We start from the raw sequence: 20,932 nt of genomic DNA on the forward strand, positions 1-20,932 counted from the left end.
TGTGTAGAAAATTTAGATGATTGACATGATCGCGTCATATTGGTGTATTTTCGTGCACGATAGCTGTTATTTTTTGTTATTTTTTTGAACGAAGATCACGTGATATGGATGAGAATTCAGCGCTTAGCGCTGAATTCGTGATGAAAGGAATGCGTTTTTAACCTGATTTTTCGGTATCAGGGATAGCAGGATTTGTCTGTGATTTGGTGTTTAAGACTTCAGATGTTGACGGAGTTCGTGAATATGTGCTGCCCCGATGCCACAGCAGCCACCGATCAGTGAGGCCCCCTGACGACACCATTTTTCTGCCCACGTGACATAAGCCGGCGGTGTCATATCTGCTCTGATTTCGTCAATCTCTTCATTGGCTGCCGCATCTTTTTTCTGCGGGGCAAATGCATTGGCATAGGCACCAAGCTGAATGTGGCTTTTGCCGAGTTCAGCCAGCGTGTGGCGCGCTACATCAATCGCATCTTCGATTGTTTCCGGCTGGCAGCAGTTGAACAGAATTGCCTGAACATCCTGCTCGGCCATGGCCTGTACCGCTTGCGCTACGGTTTCACCGGAACGAATCGCTGGCTGTTCGACAGGCTCTGCATCTTCCAATGTAAACGAAACCCAGACTGGTTTTGCCTGGTCGCTGAAACGGTCAATTGATGCTTTGATCGCTGTTGCTTCAGCAATCAGGCTTTGGGTTTCGATCATCCAAAAATCAACAAAAGCGTCGAGTCCTTGAATGAGTGGTGCTGCGATTTCATCTACCCGATTCGCTTCATATAAATCAGGGCGATAAGAGCCGAATAACGGTGGAAGAGAGCCGGCCACGCGGGCGTGAGTTTGTGTCGCCTCAACAGCCTGACGCGCCATTTGTCCGGCTTTTTGTGCCAGTGTCAGCGCTTCATGGTTAAATCGGGTTTCACCGATATGAAAGGGCACTAAGGCGTAGCTGTTAGTGGTAATCACTTCTGAGCCACTACGGATAAAGACTTCATGTGCCTGTTGGACAATCTCCGGTGTTTCAATCAAAGCAAGGGCAGACCATTCGGGTTGGCGAAAGGGCGCTCCGAGACGTTCCAGCTCTCGGCTCATTCCGCCGTCGAGGATGGTGACTTGATGTTCTGACATGAGATACCTCTGTATTGATTACTGTCCAAGAAAAGTTTAATGCACGTCTAGCAGTGTAGATGTCCGTGAGCAGTTTAGCGTAATCGGGTCGGGATGCAATAGATTCTGTGATTTTCCGGTTTTGGCGTAAAGAGAATGAATTCTAGAAAGTTGATATGTATCAAGGTATAAACTTTGCCATATTTTAGCCATAGCATATAGTTTCTTAAGGGGATCGATCACTATCTAAGGAAAGGTATGGCTGCAACAGAACAGGAAGTATCATTCGATCGGAGTGAACTGATCATTACCAAAACCGATCTGCAAGGCAAAATCACCTATGCCAACCGGACATTCATGCGCGTTGCAAACTACGCAGAAGCTGAGTTACTTGGTCAAGATCATAATCTGATCCGTCATCCTTCCATGCCGCGAGGTGTCTTTTATGGTTTATGGCACGCTTTAAAATCAGGAGAAGAGTTTTTTGGTTTTGTGAAAAACTATACCTCAGATAAAAATTACTACTGGGTGTTTGCCAATATTACGCCTGATCGAATTGGTGGTGATGTCGCGGGTTTTTACTCAGTACGTCGGGTCGCGCCTAAAGGTGCGGTGCAAATGATAGAAGGAATTTATCAGAAAATGCGCGAAATGGAGCAGACAACCGAAAGACAACAAGCTCCTGAAGCCTCGTGGCAGTGGATGGTTAACTTAATCCATCAGCAACATCAGATGGGATATGAAGAGTACATCATCGACCTTTACCAGAAACATCGTTCAGATTAAAAGGAGTGAATGATGCGTAGTACGAGTCAGGTCAGTCATAATATTTTATTTCTGCGTCAGAAATTTTTGATTATCTGTTCAGTGTTCACCATCGTTATTATTGGATTATCGATTGCCAATGTTTTCGATCACGGTTTTAACTATTTCAATGTTCTCTTACCATTATTTACCATTGTCTTTTCGGCTTATGCTTATTGGGATCAGTTGCAGCCCTTAATGGTGCTGAACCGGATTCGTGATGCTTTGAATGATGCCAGAAAAGGCAATGTTCATATTCGAATTACCGATACCAAAGGGCTGGGAGAAGTCGGCCATGTCGCATGGGCGTTGAATGACTTTCTCGATATTGTTGAGACAAACTTTAAAGAGTTGTCGAATACTTTTCAGCGTACAAGTCACGGTGAGTTTTACCGGCGCGGATTGGTAGACGGTATGCCGGGTGAGTTTGCTGAAACGATGCGCAGTATCAATGAAGCCATTGAATCGATGCAGCAAGCACATGTGTTTTCGCGGAAAAACCGCTTAAAAAGTGAATTGCATCACCTCAATACAACCAACTTGATCGTTAATCTAAAAAATAATCAGGAAGAATTGGTAACGTTATCGAATCAGATGGATGATGTACTGATCATTGCGACAGAGAGCCGCGATGGTGCGGAACAGAGTCGTGAAGTGGTGGGAGATATCCGTCATGCGCTTGATGATGTGAATGCCCGGATGGTAACAATGGAACAAACGGCACAAATCTTGGGTAAAGAAAGCACTCGAATTGCGGATATGATCAAAGTCATTAGCGGGATTGCCGAACAGACGAATTTACTGGCCTTAAATGCTGCCATTGAAGCTGCCCGGGCTGGTGAGGTCGGACGTGGTTTTGCCGTGGTTGCCGATGAAGTCCGTTCACTGGCTGATCGCACCAGACGCTCAACCGCGGATATCAGTGAGATTATTAACTCGCTGACGGGGCCGATTGAAGAGATGGTGTCCCAGACTCTGGCCGTCGGGCAACAGATGAAAAGTGTCGGGGATGAAGTGACTAATTTTCATAGTAACTTTGACAAGGTTGCCAATGCATCACAGCAGACCATTTCTTTAATGAATCAGGCCAAAGACTGCTCTTTTGCATCGCTGATTAAACTGGATCATGTCATTTATAAACAAAATGGCTATATCGCGCTGGAATCAAACGGAGAAGGTACTGAAGCTAAAGAAGTGCAGGTTGATCATTTCAATTGCCGAATGGGGAAATGGTATTACGAAGGTGAAGGTCGTGAGGCGTTCAGTCAGACAACGGCCTATCGCCGTTTAGAAGAACACCATCAAGCTGTGCATCAAAACATGCAGCAAGCACTGGTATTAGTGCGTGAAGACTGGCTAACCGATGATGATGCTTTGAAGCGTTTGATTGCTGTGGTTGATCAAGCCGAGCGAGCCAGTAATCGCGTGATCGAATATATTTCTGAAATGGTTAGAGAAAAATACCATCATCAATAGCGGATGTTGCGTGAGTCCGCTGTCGTATTGCCATATGATATAAAAACAAGAAAGACCCGACCGGGTCTTTCTTGTTATTTGTCTCTGGTTGTCGATGTTACTCTGCCTGCTGAGCATCCGTCTGCGGCATATGAACAGAGACGACAAACATGGTATGAAAATACCCATTAGTGGACTTTATTTAAATCAACCAGTGGTTTTCTCACCCGTTTGACGCTGTGCTTGCCCTGAATGTCTGCCACGGTGGCTAAAGCCTGTTTCACTTCTCCGCTGTTCCGTAAAACGGTGTAGGTCACGTCAAAATGTTTGGATGCACCCGCCTCAATTTTAGGCACTAACCCCAGCGGACGTTGATACTTGGTGTTATACGCATAACTGGTACCCGGTTCGATCCCAGTAACATAGCCTTGTTGCAATGTATCGGTGTTTTTCCAGATGGTCAGCACCGGCAGTTGTTTGATGTTATATCCAACCGAGACACCCAGATCACCAGCCTGATTATGCAGCACAGCCAGCGTATTGCCCTGTTGATCTCCGATTGGCTTCAAATTATAAACCATCTCATCATAGCCTTTGGTTGGGCCAAGGTAGGTTTGCCAGTCTTTCAGACCTTTTCTCGCATAATCGTTGAAAGGCGAAATTTCACTGGCGGCCGCAGTAATTTTGGCACCTTTTTCAAGAATCGGACGACCAAAGTTAGAGTGGTAAATGATCTGATATTCATCTGCATAATCGGCTTTATTGGTCAGCGTGTCATGGACGGCGAACTGGTTGCTGCCGGGGGTCACTGAGAATGACGTGAGCGTGACTAACGCCGCTTTTTTAAAGGTTCTTTCAGAGACTTCACCTTCGACAGTAATGGTATAAGGCGGTTGATCGTCAATGGTCACTTTGACTGTCGAAGCCGGGGTATTTTGCAGGCGGCCATGCAAACTGAGTAACTGGCCGTTATCATCGACACCCGGGTGACCGGTCCATTCATAACCGCAGCGCACCATCATCTCATTGAAACCATCTAACCAGCCCAGCCCGTTGCGGCTTTCCAGATCGATAAAGGCAGGGTTGACGATTTCTTTGACCGGAGAATCCCAGCCGAGAATACGTTTGCCATCTTTTTTAACGTTGAATATCCCCATCCCACGGGTAGGCACTAAGGTAATTTCCAGTTCACCGTTGTTAATCACTAAAGTCTCGACCCCCATCTGTTTACCGCCATGTAACTGACGTTTTTCGATGGAGAAGGGTTGCTGAATCCCCAAGTCTTTATTGGTGACTTTCCACGCACCGACATCAATGTTGGCAGTGGCATCAGTCAGCACATATTGTGCAGCATTCACCAGACCGGGGGCAGCGATAAGTAGGGCAGCGACGAGAGGTTTAATCTTCATGACGTTTGATTCCTTGTTAGTGAGTTTGATTTATTGTTTTACTGAATCGATTCAGCTAATAAAATACAAACTCATCATTCAGGATCAAATGCAAATCGGTGAAGGTGTGAGCTAATGCTGATGTTTGACAGTATGCGGACTGATTTCTGATTGATGAATCACGTTCAGCTGTTGGGGGGATTATTGAGCGGTTTTTTGTGCTCACAATAAGATGAGTGAGAATGGTAGTTGTGGTTTCGTGTCCTCAAGCCCCGTTAATCCGCGCTAAACAAACCCGTTCTGCCAGTGTTCTCAATTGTTGCACTCTCCCTTCAAGATAAGCCAGTTCTTCTGCGGTGATTTCATAATGCTCTGAATAACGGGCTTCGATATAGGCGCGCTGCAGGCGGCGGAAACAGCGACGGTGGAATTTATTGTCGAGTGGGAAAATCGCCTTAAACTCTGGCTCGATTTGCGCGCACAGTTTACTCAGCTTTTCGATATTGTGGGATTTGGGTAAGTAGTTGGTACATGTGAGTAATACACAAGCGAGGAATCTTTCCGTGGCTTGATGTAAATCGAAAGCCGCAAGGTTAATCATGTCGTCTTCTGATTGATGGTAATGGTATGTTTTCACATAATCACGACCCGCTTTTAACCACTGTGTATAATGCTTGCGCGCAATTTCCCGTTTCTCAGCCTCGGTTAAATCTCCCGGCTCAATCAGCGGTTTCGGTGTTGCGGCAAACAGTTCAATCCCTTCTTCACGGATATCCTTAAAAAAATAGTGACCTTGTTGCAATCGTTCATTCACTTCCTGCAAATCATGAACAATCAAACCAAGCGGTGCCGATTTCACTTTGCGATCAATTTGCTCTTCCGCCCGCTGCCAGACCACATAATCTTCCACCAAGGCGGCTTTGTTGACGATCACCAGAACATCGTAATCGCTGATGTAACCATTGACCGGATCGCTGACCCAGTTCCCTTTGGCATGGCTACCGAACAGAATGATTTTCAGGATGCGAAACTCGCTTTTACTCCCCGTTTTACCTTCGAGATAATCGTCCAGCGTATCACGCAGAATGGTCGAGATCGTCGCAAGCTCTTGCTGTTTAAATTCAGGCAGGTGATCGAGAGATGTTTTCATAAAACGTGCTTCGCTTTGGTGGACAACATAGCTATAGCATAAAAGAAGCGTTCAGTAAAAAACACTGTTTATCATGGTATTAGCATTGTGGGCGGATAAAATGCGACGCGGTTCTTTTTTATTTCTGTCCCCGATGACTCCTTTGTTGTCTAAAGCCGAGAACCGTTATTTTGTCAATTGAAGCGATTTGTTTTACCGTCATTGCTGACACTAATTCTTAATTATCTATTCGCCTCAAGTACCATTCTTGTTTCTCTGTACAGCTTACCTTTGTGCTCGTACTCAAAATTATCCTGTCGTTTAAAACCGAATGATTCATACAAGTGAATAGCGATTTCGTTCTCTAATTCTGCACTGGTATACAGTCTAACATTGCCGAATTTTGCATTAAAAAACGCCAAGAACACTTTAAGTGATTCTTTTCCGTATCCCTTTCCTTGGTATTCACTACCAATCATAAACCGACTCATTGACCACCCATTAATTTCTTTATCGAAATCAAAGAGAATAAAGCCAATGAATTTCTCGTCATCATAGATGCCCAAGGGATACAAATGTGGCTCATATGCTGCTTCGACCAAAGAAACAATATTAGGTGCTACGTAATTCTGTTGATCTGAATTAACTTTCAAATCAACACATTCTTGATAATTTGAACGGTCTATTTCTTTTAACAGGATATTCATTCTCTACTTCTATTTTGAATAATTGGGTAATACTCGACCACAGGCTGTAGACCATAGCAGGGGCGGCAAAAAGTGAAGCGAGGAACGAGCGTAGCTTTTTGACGTCCCTTGACTGTGATGATGATGCACTACTCTTTAACGTATACGGCCAAATATGTAGTAGTGCCTTGCCCTATACCCAAACAACCTGGTTGTGACACTTGAAACACCGAATGGAATTTATACCCTTCTGATGACCTAGACTCTAATAGTTTTTCAAAATTCGCAATTGCCTTATTTGAAAACTCTGCCCCAATTGATTCGACTTTATATTTCATTACTTTTTCTCCATGTTGATATTAGTAAGATCAATGCCACCGTTTCCGCTTTTGCATCTGTTAAGTCGCTTAATAGTTAAAAACAGACCTTTTAATACTCCGTGCTGGCGAATGGCCAACTCACTATAGTGAGAACAGCTTGGCTCGAATACACATCTTGCCCTCAAAGAGGCTGGCGCAATTATTCTATATTTTCTTAGGAAGAGAATAGCCCACCTCTTGAGCCCTTTTTTCGTTGGTAACGGTAAAGAAGCAATTTCAGTATCAAGAGCAGTTGTACCTGTAAGTGCTCTCTCAACACTTGGTCTTAACTTCTCATCGACGTTTATTTCAAAAATATCCATGTGATTTCCATATTTGTGCATAACGCTCTTGCTGAACAGCTGTTGGCAATTTACCGATCAACTACCGCTAGAAAGTCTTCTATTGGAATTTCACGGTTTTCAACGGATTTAGAAGACAGCTTGTAATGCGTTTGTTTTTGTAAAGAACCAAAATCAACAACACTATCAATCAGATCTTGAATAGATACAGAAAAGTCTTCACATACTCTTGCTTGAATAAATGCAACCATAACAACTCCTGATTCTCAATTGATTGCTAACGCCGCGAACAGTGTCGCTTTCACCAATGTTGCAACAACAAAAAACCTTTAAACAATAAACACCCAAACGTTAAGCGTCCATTGATTTACCTTGTTATGTTTCTGGCTCGAAAATGTGCATTTCAAGACCTATTGGATTTTTGTCTTCTGACTGTTTAATCAATGAAATAACTCTCGGTTTAGAGATACCAATAATTCGATTATCTTTTTTATACTCTATACCAATGCCAATAAACCGAAATGAATCATCTAAAGAATCTTTCAATTTTTTACCCTTAGCAAATTGATACATAGCACCACCACTCATACCTTCTGGGCTTGGACCTGTTGTAACCTTTCCTTTATATTTAAGTTCTGCATTTTTTCGGTCATATACGCCTGTTATATTTAAGGCATTCAGACCTTTAAATTTAGAGTCAATGGTAAAGTACTTAGCCGACTTGAAGTACATCTGACCATCTTCCTCCGTAACGTATTGTTGTTTTAAGCCTTCCGAAGATTTAGAACTATGGACTTTTTTAGCCTTGCACATACTGGATGGGAAACCAGTCCAAGAAAAATGATTTTTTTCAAACCCACTAAGTTTATCTTCATTTAGATTGAAATAGTTTTTCCCGTCCAGAACTACGTTAAAACAGTCAATGACTATTAAGTCATCATCTTTATAGACTGCGTATGATGAGGCTATTTCAGTTAGTTGAAAGAACTGACCATCAGTTTGAAAAAAGTAGAACTGATCTAGACTAGAACAGCCATCAAGTGCATGAGCTGCCATGAGAATATAGTGGCGTCCATTGTATCGAGCTAGCGTTGCAGTAGACGAGAATTGATACCCACCTAATTCATCTTGAATATACAAAGGAATTACAAACCTTTGAGCCTGACGCTCAAAATCATTTGATTGATATGTAAAATTATTACTCATTACTATCCCTTAATTTGAGCAAAAACACTTTGAAACATAACAGCTTATTATACAGAACCACTCTACGAGAATACTTCTGTATAACTTACCGCTCCTTGATGAGATTTCCATCCTAATTACATGAAAATACAGATAAAATACCAGTAAAAAATATCACTACGTCAGGAACCATAGTACAACGCTGTCTAATTTGCTCACAAATGATTGACTAACATTCCCACCACCATATATACCTCGGATAAGCGCCATTAGTTCGTGAATAAGCACTTAAACACAGTAAATATCATTGAATAGGTTGCTGAAAATCGCCAGAAAAAATTGACACAAACATGACATTTTTTGATGCATATAGGTTTTGTACAAAATTGCAGCGTTTTGATCATCAGGAAATTGTTTTTTTACTACCTCGTTCCCACGCTCCGCGTGGGAATGCATACCTGACTTAGAAGTGGCACGCAAAGTTCAGCGTTTGTACCACCCCCGGTTATCATCCAGTGCATCATCCGCAATAAGCGATCAGTTTTGGCAGGAAGGCGTACACCCTGAATGAATACAAAGTGATGAAATGATGCATCAGAAGGTTGAATCGATTCACCAAAACCCTGTTGAAATAGGCTCGGTCGATAAAGTGACTCACTGGCGTTATTTCAGTGCTCGTCATTATGAAGGTGAGACAGGACGAATTGATATCTGCCAATCATGATAATTTTGGACTCGGTATGTATTCCCACGGAGGACGTGCTCAGGTGCGTACAGTCCTGTATATGGCCATGATGTCTGCAATGCAGTCTAACCCTGTTTTTAAATCGACATATCAACGTTTACTTGAAGCAGGAAAACCAAAGAAAGTGGCGATAATTGCCTGCGTCAGAAAGATGGTTGTGATCCTGAATTCAATGCTAAGAGACAGCACTATGTGGGATGCGAACATGGCGAAAAATTAACGATTGACGCCGTACTCGCTTATGTGGACTCCCTATTTGCAACAACAAATTTTGCTTTATGATATTTGCTTGCTTATGTACGAGTTCTATATGAGGCACTACCTCGACTCAAAGACAATTTCGTTGCTCAGGGTGCAATCCTTGTTAGCGAGATTAACATCTCAAACGAGTATTCTGCGTCACCTGATTTAATCTTCATTTAGCGTTTTTGATGTTGAAAATTAAATTGCTTGATAATCGGTACCATTTTTTATTAACGCGAATGCAGCTCTAACATTTTTATTGGCTAATGCTACCGCTGCACACTTTTTACCACGTCTATCTATCAGATTTTTTAGCCAGTTTTCTTTGTCTTAGGATGACGTCTATTTACTTGCTGGACAACTGACATTGCCCCCGTAATGAGCAAGCGCCTTAAACTGGTATTCTTACGTTTACCTATTGTGCCAAGCTTCACTTTACCACCCGAACTATGCTGTATAGGCGTAGACCAATACATGCGGACACATCTCGACCTTGCTTAAACTCACCAAATTCTTCGTTAGAAATATTTATATAAAGGTAGATAGCATTTAGAAAACCAATGCCTTCTATTTTTAATAATTTACGACAATCTGGTGTATTTGATATCCAATCCTCCAAAGCTCGATTATAGCGATTCAGTGTCAGGCTTACATGTTGATATAGCTCTAATGATTGACTCAACATATCTCGAAAAATAGAGTTAAATCCATTTTCAGCATCTTCTAAAACTGACTCAATAGATGAAATTAACTGACTTTCACCACGACCTACCGAAATATTAAACTCTCGAAGCAGACCACCAAGTTGATTTTTCAGTGCTGTTTTTTGTTTGATACACTGTTCACGCAAATGAAGTATTGCTTGCGCTTGCTGTTGATGCGGTGTTTTACTACTTACGAAGTTAATATCAGGTAACAAACTCGCTTGAACTATTGCTAATGCATCATTCTTATCAGTTTTTTGATTTTGACGTATCGCCATCACTCAGCGTGTAGATATCAATTTAACCTCATGCCCAACTGAGCGACAATACTGGGCCCAATAATTGGAACCACTGCACGACTCAAACACGACGGTACTCGGCGCTTGTTGAAGTAAAAACTCACTAAATTGCTGAGGTGTCAGCTCTTTATTGGACTGCACCTTTTTACTTGTGTAAATACACACTTGAATAGCTTTAGTGCCTAAATCAACCCCGATAACTGTCGTATTCATCGTTCTCTCCCAGACTAAATTAGCTCCCCCTTAAGGTTGGCCACGGATTAGAGCGGGAGTCCAATTATCTTGTTAGTTGCGTTCTTGCCACTCCGAACGCAACACCCCATATTTCATTGAATCGTAATACTCGCCTTCATAATAACGTACTTTTCTTAGCCTTGCTTCTTGTTGAAAACCCAACTTCAGCGCCAGAGACATCATGCGCGGATTACCTGACCATGTTGTCAAACCGACCCTTTCGATTGTGTTATTTTTGAACAAGTATGATATCCATTGAGGAAGAGCCAAAGCAGCGATACCTTGCCCCCAGAATTTTGAATCGTAGATTACCACACCAGCTTCAAGCCAACGAGTTTCTTCGCATTCCCAATAACAGTTGACTGTCCCTATCGGAGTATCATCGACAGTAATTAACTGTAAATCTGAGCCGATTAACAACCGTTGAAACGAAGACTTTTCAAACTGCTTTAATGAAGGGTGAGAATAAGGGAAATATGGACCATTAAACTGAGTCCATGCGTCGTTTGAAGTTACCAAAGCATGGATTGATTCCAATTCATTTGATTTTGCTGGTCTAATACTTATTCGTTTTTCTTCCACGATACTTCCCTGTTCTTTGAAGCAAACTAACGTTGCAAATAACCGGATCGAATGGAGCGCAGCGGAATTAGCATCCGAGTTAATTTGCTTTGTTATACGCCATCGCTGGCTGTAACTTAGCCGACATTATGGCACCTGTATTGTTGATATAGGTGAGTATTCGATAGGATTAAGAATACGGCCTGTTGCTTGAAGAACAGGTTCACCAATATCAAGATTCATTTTTTTCTTAATATCTATCCACCCTTGATCTGCAAGAAACGCATAACGCTAAGCTAAGTGGCTGCAAACACCACACTAAACCTAAAATTACCACCGTAAACACATAAAACTGATTTGAACGAAAGCCGCCACGCGTTTGCAGTCCGTCTTGAGCGACTTGTATGTAAATCCCCCAACGGTCTTCTAATACACACAACCATTAAACTCAATGACTTGTTCGCTTAAGGCACAACTATCATTGTAAGACTTCACCATACCTCCACGGTAAACAAACTGCTTCCAATTTTTCTGCTGCTCATCGAAGTAATGAATTGGCAACAATAACTCGGAATACCCTGAGTTTTTATAAACATCCGGCTCATAAGCAAAGAGAAAAGAGTGAGTTACCCCAAAAGACTCTAAATATCGATCAAGTTCTTTCACGATAATTTTAGCTAAACCTAGGCCACGCTTGCTAGGTATGACGGCTATGCCACCGATTATACCCGCTTTGAAATTTGTTGAGCCCTGATTCATTAAACGACTATAAGCGAAGCCAGTGGCAATAATTTGGCTCTCATCTTCAACAAGAATAGCGCAAACAAATTCTGAATTTAGAAGGAGCCTAGAACTCTCACCAAATACCAAGTTTAAATGAGTATTCAGCGTGGCCTCATAAGCTTTAATCTCTGCATTTTCTATAACTGATACTTTCAAAGTTAGCTCCATTCACATAACGTCGCGGTGCAACGCTTTGCTAGATTGTATTTTTAGCCGCTACAGCATTTACAATACTCTGACAAACAGGATTTATGATGCTTTTTTCGATTTCGGTTTTCCATGATTCATAATCTGAGATTTCTGATCCATAGTCATGCTCTATACACAACTGTATGAAGCAATCTATTCGGTCAATTTCTCTTGCAACAGCGCCGTTTATAGTGCTTTTATTTTCAAACTGCTCCCACAGATCGTACAAATTCGAGTACTGGAACTCATTGTATGTAGATAACATACCCAGCATCTTATTAACTTTTGCTTCAGCTGCTTTAGCTTCATCATTTCGCTGCCTAGGTAGCAAGTCACCAATGTATGATTCTGCCAAATCATGAAATAAAAATATTTTTCTTATAGTTTCTTTCGAGTATCTAGAGCAACTTCCTTTCCAAGAGCTTGATACATCATTTGGAGATACCTTTTCTGGCAGAAACATCTCTATTAAAAGTAAACCACCAGCTGTGTGCGACAAGACTGACTCTGGCTTTTCTGTTTTTCTTGAGTGATTTTTAGCAACATCATTCCACCCAGACCTGTCTAATTTCTTAAGAGAATAAAATTTGTAAATCAGATTCTTTATGCTAAATGATTCATCTTCAAAATGCCCTTTTAGCATTTCGCAGTAATCTCTTAATTCAAAGGATTCTGTTACATTAGATATTTTTGTACCGCTTAAGAATTTAGAAATTTTAGCTCTGTATTTGCTTTCAAGACACCCGGCAGCAAGCCTTTTTTGACAAAGTGATAATAAAGTAATGAGCTCAACATCTCTGAGAGGATAAGTGATTTGAGACTCTATTGACCTACTAATCTTATCAATTAATGTATTGAACGTTCTATCGATAGGCACCCCAACACAATCTACATTATTCATAGTCTCTCTAGGATCGTATTCTATGTCCCCATAATATTCTAAGTGAAACCCTCTGTTTAAGTTGTCAAACTCTTTACTATACAGGCAAGCCTCTATATAGGACTCCAGCTCTCCCTCTGCCTCAAGAACTATTAGGCTTATACAAATACTTCTGAATAATAATTTTTTTTCAGGGGAATTTAACTTATGAAAATCCTGCTCTAACGTACTATTTTTATTTTTACTCTTTCTGCCAAGAAGCTGTTCTCGCCATCTAACTAGTTCATTCTTAGCCACTATCTTTTGCTGGCCAGTTCTTACTCTCCCCATCAGGTAACAGATATGTGCTTTTACTCCGAAATCAGAGCCCTCATTTTTAGACAGCTTATTACTATAAGCTCTTATCAGAGTGCTAACTAACTTTCTTTCGTCCTCATGAGAGAAAAGCATTTTCTTACAAAATTTGTTAATTCTGTGAGGGTAAATTCTGGATAGCAACATTTCCATATGACTATCAAAGTCCTTGTAGAACAAATACTCCATAATCCTATAAGCAACCAAATAGTCCACTGCTGATTCAGGCAGCCTCCCAAGAATATCTTTATTTTCACTTAGCGATTTATCTATGACAACCTTATAAGCAACCTTAGAAAGTTCTTCTATTTGTCTATTTAGTTGTCGGTCTCTCCTAAGACGTGGCTGAATCCCCAAGAAAACCTTCTCTATAGAATCCCCGGTGTCAATTTTTTCAGATAGCTCATTTAAGAATTCTATACTTTTATGGAAAGCTGAGAATGTATTATCTGTATCACCTTCCGATTCGACATTCATTCTTATACAAACTGTGTCCTCTTTAAAATCAATTAAAGTACTAACAACATGCCGAATAAGCTGTGTCGCATTATTTAATGCTATCTTCCTGATAGCCCCACCTTTCACGAGATCATGTTCTTTTTTTGAGCCGTCAGCTAGATCTGAAATACCTCTGACCACGACAATTTTGTCTGAATCCATCCTACTGTGAATTGCCGCTAGAACTACCGAGTAAGACTCCATATCGACCGCTAAGATATGTCTGTTTCTTGATTCGATAATCCAACTTTGAAATTCTGGATCGTCAACAAGGTATGGCGTCATGGCAATAGGGCCAAAATGCGTATCAATCTTTTCAGTTAATAAATCTTTCTGATGTAAAACCTCTATGTCCTTGGTATCTAAGCCGTTGATGGAATAGAACGGGGCTGAGGACTGAATCTGGCGATATATCTGATTCGAAATTCCATCTATCTGCAATTCTTTTCCCCCAGATATTAGTTTCCCTTCTTTTATTTTAGTTCTATACATTGGATTATCGGTAGACTTGGCAATTACTACGTCACATAATCTACAGTCATCAGAAATCCTGCCACTTATACCGACCAAAATGAGTAGCTTCGCGGATATTAAGTTCATATACTGGGTGGTTTTAATTCCCGCAATTTCTGGCCCTTGATCATCGATTATTAGCTTAACAAGAGAAACCAATTCCTTCTTGTTTGTCTGTGTCTCTCCAGCATATATTTCTAATTTACTATCATAATTTTTTGGGGTCCATTTGATGTCTGAAAAAAAATCTGAGGATTTGTCTTCTTCCCTCAAAGCAAGTATGAAAGCCACATCATATTTATCAGTCATCTAATTCTCATCCTATAGCTAATGGTATTACATAATCTTATTTTTTAGACTCATATATCCAAGCATGCTTCCGAAAAACTCGGAAATCTAACGCCGCCAGCACGCGCGGCCTTGTAGTGAAGGCGAAGCCACAACGAAAAAGACGTCGCAGTGCCTAGCCTTGTTAAATTTTTATAGCGCCATATGCAACAAAGGATAAGGCTTGCCCTGCCCATCTACTGGTGATCGACCTGCCACTTTAAAGCCAATATGCTGGTAAAAACCTAGCGCCTGTTCATTCTGCTCATTTACATCAACCTTTGATGCTTCCTGCTCTTTGATAGCATGGGCCGCTAACATGGCACCAATGCCTTTGCCACGTGCATCAGGTGAGATGAACAACATCTCAATATTCCCGTCATGTACTCCACAGAATCCCTGAATTTCACCGTTACCGTTTTTAACGCACCTTAAATCAACTGCGTCAAAATACTGTTCTAGAATTAACGGCTTTAACTCCTGTAGATCATCTTCAGCCAGAAAATCATGCGTTGCCCTGACCGACGCTTCCCAGACTTCTATCAGATGAAGGTGATCTGCTTTTTCTACGATCTCAATATTCATCACTAAACCCGATTGAAAATTTAACAGTTATTATACAGAACCACTCTACAGGAATACTTCTGTATAACTTACCGCTCCTTGATGAGATTTCCGTCCTAATCGCATGAAAAAACAAACAAAATACCAGTAAAAACATCACTACATCAGAAATCACAGTACAACGCTGTCTAATTTGCTCATAAATGATTGACTGACGTTCCCACCACCATATACATCTCGGATAAGCGCCATTGGTTCGTAAATAAGCACTTAAACACAGTAAATAGCATTGAATAGGTTAGTGAAAATCGCCAGAAAAAATTGACACAAACATGATATTTTTTGATGCAGATAGGTTTTGTAAAAAATTTCAGCGTTTTGATCATCAAGAGAAATAATACTGCTGTGGTGTGATGTGCGATGACTTTCCTGAGTTCAGAGACTCATTGGCTTTCAAAAGGGTTTCTCCCAATTCAGGTTAGCCACCAAACAAAGAAAATCATTCATGGATGAATGGTTAGGCTTTTCCGGGCAGGACGCCCGTAAAAGTCGGTTCTGGAAAGCGCACACCCAAGCCCAATAAAAAGATTTTCTGGTTCGTCTTTCATCTTTGAAAGATGAACTGGCGCACTGAGTAATGATGTTTCTGAAATTGAGGAACGCAATTGTGCGTCAAAATTCGGTGCCAAAGGCTAGACTAATAAGACTTGTGATATGGATGTTTGGGACGCAATCATATTCATTGATTTCATTAGCATTTTCGGATACACCCCAGTTCCTTTTGATAGATGTCAAAAGGAACCAAAAGCATCTTTTCTGGTTCAGTACGCGTTATCAGGGGTGGATTGATTCGCATCCTGCTCAAGCAATCCTGAAAAATCGTCCATGATTTTTCCCCTGAGTTCAGAGACTCATTGGCTTTCAAAAGGGTTTCTCCCCAACTCAAATTATCCACCAAACAAAGAAAATCATTCATGGATGAATGGTTCGTCTTTCATCTTTGAAAGATGAACTGGCGCACTGAGTAACGATGTCTCTGAAATTGAGGAACGCAATTGTGCGTCAAATTTAGGAGCCGGAGGCGGGGAGAAATAGCAAAAGTGCTTATGCAGCGGTGACGCGTTCAGGATCAGGCAAATGCCAGCCCCAAAACAATGACAGGGGACAAGCGTCCCCTGATTGAAGAAAGGTATTGATTAGGCGTGACGTCGAATCGCCAATAACCCAAACAGAGAAACCAATAGCACGCCACTGACCGAGCCGCCCATTTTTAGTTCCAGAACCGCAGGATCATGGTCTGATGCCCGGTATTGGTCGCGGTATTTAGGGAGGTCGCCTTTATATTTGTTATTGTAATCAAACAGAGAAGACTCAGCCGCATTGATATGCCAGTCGGTGGCATCAATTACGTGCGTTTTCAGACTTGGGCTAATCAAAATATGGTCTAAAGAGCCCACTTCGTCATTGTACGAATAACTCCAGTTGTCAGGATGAATCATACTCACTGCACTGATATAACCGTAGCCATGTGTGATGTCAGCTCCTTGATCGCCAAACTGCGGTTTGCCATTGATGAAAGTATTTCTGGCTGCATGGATGGTTTTGCCATATTTCTCAGGAGTGTAATCGGTCAGTACCAGCAATGGATCTTCTTTGCCGTAGGCATTGAGATCTCCGAGAATGATTTGATGACCCTCGATGGTTTTCAACGCGTCTCCCAGTGCGACGGCAGCGGCAACGCGGAAGTTCTCACATGAGCCTTGGAAATCCGGGTCTTGCTGACCTTGTCCGCCATTTTCAACCGCAGCCGCATCTTCCCAACAGGCTGAGCCTTTGGATTTAAAGTGGTTCACTGCAATGGTGAGTGTTTGCTCGGTGCCGTTGCTGCTACTGACTTTAAATGTCGGGGCGAGGGTATCACGCTGATAGTTTTTACCATCTTCAATCATATTGCCGTCTTTGTCATACACAGCAGGTGCTTGTTGCGATGGCATATGAATGATACGTGGCGTGGTTAAAGAGACATGTTGATTGCGGTAGATAAGGCCTGTGGTAATCGCATCGGTGCCGACAGTATCCCGTGAATCGATGGTGCCGTCCTGATTGCTGTCTATCGTCACATAATGGTAGCGGTTTTCCGGTTTGTCTATCTGTTGATTGAGCTGCTCGACCAACTGATGAATGGCACCGCCATCGCCGAAACCGTTATTTTCAATTTCCATCAGGCCGACAATATCAGCATCGAGCTGCAAGATTGCACGTACAATTTTCTCTTGCTGAATGGCAAATTCACCGGCACTTTTTGCGCCGCGGTTACTGCCATAAGGATTCGCATCACCGCCAAATGGAGAATTGAAATAATTCAGCACATTGAACGTGGCAATACGCAGGTCTCCACCGTCTTGCAATTGTGGTGAAGCGCGGCGTGGTGAGTTGTGAACGAAGTTATCCTGAGTCAGTGTATTGGTCATGATCAGGCGATATTCACCATAACTGTAAGTGAGCACACCTTGAGCATCGCTGAGGGTATCGTTGATGCGGATGTAATCTTCGGTCGAACCGTCTTGATCAGCATCGCTCCGGCCAAACTGCGGGTAGTAAGGGATTTTGCCATCATCAGCAACCTGATCCGACTCAACAAACAGACGATGTCGGGCATTGTCCAGACTTTGCTGCTTGGCTTGCTCTGACCCTGCTGCAAAGTTTTGGTTCGGCTGGACATTTAAACGCCCCTGAGCGAGTACCATATTGTTGCGTCTGGCGTCATAGTCATAACTGAACGTGCGGGTTACTCGCATGTCCAGCGTGGATGGCAGGTTAACCAGCATCCCTTCATAGCGTTCCAGCGTTTGGGCAAAGTTATCATCCCCTGCGGCTAAGACAATATCGGTTGCTTGTGGCGGTTGTTGCGCTCCCTGTTTGACCCACTGATGGTTATCAGCCGAGAGTTCGGTCAAATCATAATACTCTTTGACTTTCCCTTTCGCGCAGACCACATCACCGGGTTTGAGAGCAGCGGCTGACTGACCGGTGTAGATGAAAAGACCTTCCGAGGTATTGCTATTGTAGTCGTCTTCCAGCGCTTGCAGATAGAAGCCTTTGGTCAGCCCTGTTGTAACGGCGCTGACGACTCCCCGAACGGTATATTGTTGATCAGTGGTGTTACTTGAGCCACTGAGCAGTGGCGAGCGGCTGCCTTCTCCCTGAATTTCTTGGATGGAGATAAAGGATTCACCCTCACAGGTAAAGGTTGAGCCAGAACTATCGATGTCGATAGTGCCAAGCCCGTCGATATTGTCTTTTTCGGCACGAGTCCATTGTGATTCGACATAGGTCGGTGAAGGGGTTAAATGACTGGATTGGCGCACCAAGGTGACGTCTTTGGCAAAATCGCTGCCGCCCATCGTGCCGATCACATCGTGTACTACGCCGTTACGGAGTAAAGCGACCGGGTCATTGCCGTTAAAGTTCAGGACGGTGGTATTGGTTTCCTGACTGACCGCCAGAATGTCACCGCCGGCCTGACTATTGGCAATCACGAGCACCCCGTGAGCCGGAATGTTCCGCCCGTCGAGGTGGAGTTTATTGCGCCACTCGCCATTCCCGTTGGTTGATTTTGCCAGCGTATAGCCGTCCAGAGCGCGTGCTTCATCTCCGGTATTGGCTATTTCGATGGCTTTATTGTACCCGGAGCCTTCCACATATTGTGAAAGGAGAATATCAGCGTGCGCCGAGAGCGAAAGAATGCCTCCGATGGCAATCGAAAGACATGATAATGAGGTTTTGACTTTCATTTCTGATCCACTTGACGTTGTTTTCCATGATTATGTGAGATTTCGTTCGTAAGTAATCAATGCATCAAAATTGATAACTCACTACGAAAATGACCAACTATTTCACGGTTTAGTTTTACTTTTTAATATGAAACTAAAAATACATTTCAATGAACTTGAGAAGTGCATCGCATAAATAGCATCAATAAATCGAGATGAGTCACAGTTATATATGCAACAAAGTCAGTGTTGAGAGCGGGGGAAACCGCCACCGCAGTGGGCGGTGGCGATTGATGAGTCAGATGTGAGCCAAACAGCGGCACGAAACGGCTGAAGCTCAGAATCCTCGCATCTGAATACGACGCAGAAATTCGGTCATGATTCGATCGTAGAGGAGGTCCCCTAAGAACGCATCTTCAACATGATGATCGATACTCGGATTATCATTGACTTCAATGACATACACCTGACCGTTGATCTCTTTTAAATCCACGCCATATAAACCATTACCGATTAAATTGGCGGCTTTCAGGGCGGTGTCGATGACATGTTTGGGCACTTGTTTGAGATCCAAAGTTTCAAAACTGCCGGACGTTGTTCTGCCATTGTTATGGTGGTGATATATCTGCCAGTGGCCGCGGCTCATCATGTATTTACATGAGAAAATCGCTTGTCGATTGAGAATTCCGATACGCCAGTCAAAGTCGGTTGGCATGAATGCCTGAGCCAAAATCAGCGCACTTTTCTCAAACAGCAATGCTGCTTCTTGATTGAGCGAGTTTATATCCGTTACTTTGATGACACCCCGTGAGAACGCACCATCGGGAATTTTTAACACCATCGGGAATGATAGCTCAGAGAGTAGCTTTTCCTGCCAGTCCGGATCGAAGCTCTGCACAATCACACTTTTTGGGGTAGGTATATGATTGCGTTGCAACAATTCGGTCAGAAAAACTTTATTGGTGCATTTCATAATGGATTCGGAATCATCCATTACAACTAATCCCATTTTTTCTGCCGTCTTTGCAAAACGATAGGTCTCATTGCTGATGTTGGTGGTTGCACGAATAAATAGCCCGTCAAACTCGCCCAAACGAGAGAGATGCTCCGCTGTAATGGTTTCCAGATTCATGCCTAATCGTTGGGCTGCTTTCTGGAAGCGCTTGAGTGCGGCTTTATCCGACGGGGGCATTTTTTCCTCTGGGTCGGTCAGCATTGCCAGATCATAGCGAGAGGCTTTGTTTTGTTTGGGCGTTTTCCACACTTTGCGGGAAAACTTTTCCAGCGATTCAATAAAGAAATCCTGCTCCGGGTCGGTTAGATCCTGAAACGGAAATGGCTGAATTGATTTGATATGCCACTGCTGGTTATGTCTTGATAGCTCTAGATGAATCACCGGAATCATGAATTGTTCAAACAAATGACGTGCCAGCTTCTCTAACCCGTTTTGTGGTGTGCGGCCAAAATAAATTTTGCACTGCAACGCATGTTCGGACGGATAGAGTTTATTCAGCTTGAGTAGATTCGAAGAGTGCAGAAATGGCTGATGGATATCATTGATCGCCATGACTCGGGGAATCACGCGGTGTCCTCTCGCTTCTGCCATCAGTGAGCAATAGTACCCACTGCTCATATAGTCGTAACTGCGGCATAAATTGACGATCTGAATCGACTTATGGGTCGGTTTCCAGTTGGTGTTCAGGTAGCTTTGAACGCTGATAACCTGATCGGAAGGGAAATATTGGTGCCAGTCATTGGTGTGATCGGTCACAATAAAAAGATTTGCCATGGCTTATCATTCCGGTTGCATGATACTTCGTCTCTTATGAGGATAAGTCTCTTGTCGAGAGGAA

At 42.7% G+C, this 20,932-nt stretch carries 16 protein-coding genes and 2 pseudogenes; 4 read left to right on the forward strand and 14 right to left on the reverse strand.

Annotated elements, in window-relative coordinates:
* Positions 1 to 210 precede the first annotated feature (210 nt).
* Positions 211 to 1,125, reverse strand: a complete 915-nt coding sequence (locus BSQ33_RS16200) for a homocysteine S-methyltransferase family protein (protein WP_198298213.1) — start codon at positions 1,123 to 1,125, stop codon at positions 211 to 213.
* A 237-nt stretch (positions 1,126 to 1,362) separates the two neighbouring features.
* Here BSQ33_RS16200 and BSQ33_RS16205 point away from each other — a divergent pair, with 237 nt between their 5' ends.
* Both BSQ33_RS16205 and BSQ33_RS16210 read left to right on the forward strand, forming a co-directional pair.
* A complete protein-coding gene (locus BSQ33_RS16205) occupies positions 1,363 to 1,890 on the forward strand; it encodes a PAS domain-containing protein (RefSeq protein ID WP_088134665.1) in 528 nt (175 codons plus the stop codon).
* 9 nt (positions 1,891 to 1,899) lie between these two features.
* Positions 1,900 to 3,384 carry a methyl-accepting chemotaxis protein gene (locus tag BSQ33_RS16210; protein ID WP_088134666.1) on the forward strand — a complete coding sequence of 495 codons (1,485 nt, stop codon included), beginning with the start codon at positions 1,900 to 1,902 and terminating at the stop codon, positions 3,382 to 3,384.
* A gap of 167 nt (positions 3,385 to 3,551) precedes the next feature.
* Here the strand turns inward: BSQ33_RS16210 and BSQ33_RS16215 are convergent, their stop codons facing one another.
* The 6 genes from BSQ33_RS16215 to BSQ33_RS16245 form a co-directional block, all read right to left on the reverse strand.
* The gene (locus BSQ33_RS16215) at positions 3,552 to 4,772 is read right to left on the reverse strand and encodes an aldose 1-epimerase family protein (protein WP_088134667.1); all 1,221 of its coding nucleotides are present in this window, start codon (positions 4,770 to 4,772) and stop codon (positions 3,552 to 3,554) included.
* Positions 4,773 to 5,016: 244 nt separating this feature from the next.
* Positions 5,017 to 5,901, reverse strand: coding sequence for a HEPN domain-containing protein (locus BSQ33_RS16220; RefSeq protein ID WP_088134668.1), 885 nt, complete (start codon positions 5,899 to 5,901; stop codon positions 5,017 to 5,019).
* A 221-nt stretch (positions 5,902 to 6,122) separates the two neighbouring features.
* Positions 6,123 to 6,587 (reverse strand): GNAT family N-acetyltransferase, encoded by a 465-nt coding sequence (locus BSQ33_RS16225; protein ID WP_088134669.1) that lies wholly within the window; start codon positions 6,585 to 6,587, stop codon positions 6,123 to 6,125.
* 316 nt (positions 6,588 to 6,903) lie between these two features.
* Positions 6,904 to 7,248, reverse strand: a complete 345-nt coding sequence (yidD, locus tag BSQ33_RS16235; protein WP_088134671.1) for a membrane protein insertion efficiency factor YidD — start codon at positions 7,246 to 7,248, stop codon at positions 6,904 to 6,906.
* A 50-nt stretch (positions 7,249 to 7,298) separates the two neighbouring features.
* On the reverse strand, positions 7,299 to 7,478 hold the full coding sequence (locus BSQ33_RS16240) for a hypothetical protein (protein ID WP_088134672.1): 180 nt from the start codon (positions 7,476 to 7,478) through the stop codon (positions 7,299 to 7,301).
* Positions 7,479 to 7,602: 124 nt separating this feature from the next.
* A complete protein-coding gene (locus BSQ33_RS16245) occupies positions 7,603 to 8,433 on the reverse strand; it encodes a hypothetical protein (RefSeq protein WP_088134673.1) in 831 nt (276 codons plus the stop codon).
* 565 nt (positions 8,434 to 8,998) lie between these two features.
* Between BSQ33_RS16245 and BSQ33_RS21630 the strand changes: the two genes are divergently transcribed.
* Together BSQ33_RS21630 and BSQ33_RS16250 are read left to right on the forward strand one after the other, a co-directional pair.
* Positions 8,999 to 9,136, forward strand: coding sequence for a hypothetical protein (locus tag BSQ33_RS21630; RefSeq protein ID WP_157721421.1), 138 nt, complete (start codon positions 8,999 to 9,001; stop codon positions 9,134 to 9,136).
* A 28-nt stretch (positions 9,137 to 9,164) separates the two neighbouring features.
* Positions 9,165 to 9,377, forward strand: a pseudogene (locus BSQ33_RS16250) (IS110 family transposase); the annotation flags it as partial.
* 221 nt (positions 9,378 to 9,598) lie between these two features.
* On the opposite strand, the pseudogene BSQ33_RS16255 reads toward BSQ33_RS16250, so the two are convergent.
* The 7 genes and pseudogenes from BSQ33_RS16255 to BSQ33_RS16295 all read right to left on the reverse strand — a co-directional run bounded on the left by BSQ33_RS16255 (position 9,599) and on the right by BSQ33_RS16295 (position 20,868).
* Positions 9,599 to 10,616, reverse strand: a pseudogene (locus BSQ33_RS16255) (IS110 family transposase).
* A 72-nt stretch (positions 10,617 to 10,688) separates the two neighbouring features.
* Positions 10,689 to 11,219, reverse strand: a complete 531-nt coding sequence (locus tag BSQ33_RS16260; RefSeq protein WP_021019151.1) for a GNAT family N-acetyltransferase — start codon at positions 11,217 to 11,219, stop codon at positions 10,689 to 10,691.
* A 405-nt stretch (positions 11,220 to 11,624) separates the two neighbouring features.
* Positions 11,625 to 12,137, reverse strand: a complete 513-nt coding sequence (locus BSQ33_RS16270; protein ID WP_088134675.1) for a GNAT family N-acetyltransferase — start codon at positions 12,135 to 12,137, stop codon at positions 11,625 to 11,627.
* Between the two features lie 40 nt (positions 12,138 to 12,177).
* Complete coding sequence (locus BSQ33_RS16275) at positions 12,178 to 14,724, reverse strand: HD domain-containing protein (RefSeq protein WP_088134676.1); 2,547 nt, start codon at positions 14,722 to 14,724, stop codon at positions 12,178 to 12,180.
* 171 nt (positions 14,725 to 14,895) lie between these two features.
* A complete protein-coding gene (locus tag BSQ33_RS16280) occupies positions 14,896 to 15,327 on the reverse strand; it encodes an acetyltransferase (protein ID WP_021019154.1) in 432 nt (143 codons plus the stop codon).
* 1,175 nt (positions 15,328 to 16,502) lie between these two features.
* A complete protein-coding gene (locus BSQ33_RS16290) occupies positions 16,503 to 19,100 on the reverse strand; it encodes an ExeM/NucH family extracellular endonuclease (RefSeq protein WP_088134678.1) in 2,598 nt (865 codons plus the stop codon).
* 316 nt (positions 19,101 to 19,416) lie between these two features.
* Positions 19,417 to 20,868, reverse strand: coding sequence for a RimK family protein (locus BSQ33_RS16295; RefSeq protein WP_021019157.1), 1,452 nt, complete (start codon positions 20,866 to 20,868; stop codon positions 19,417 to 19,419).
* Between the last annotated feature and the right edge of the window lie 64 nt (positions 20,869 to 20,932).

The organism is Vibrio gazogenes, from assembly GCF_002196515.1.
Lineage (GTDB): Bacteria > Pseudomonadota > Gammaproteobacteria > Enterobacterales > Vibrionaceae > Vibrio > Vibrio gazogenes_A.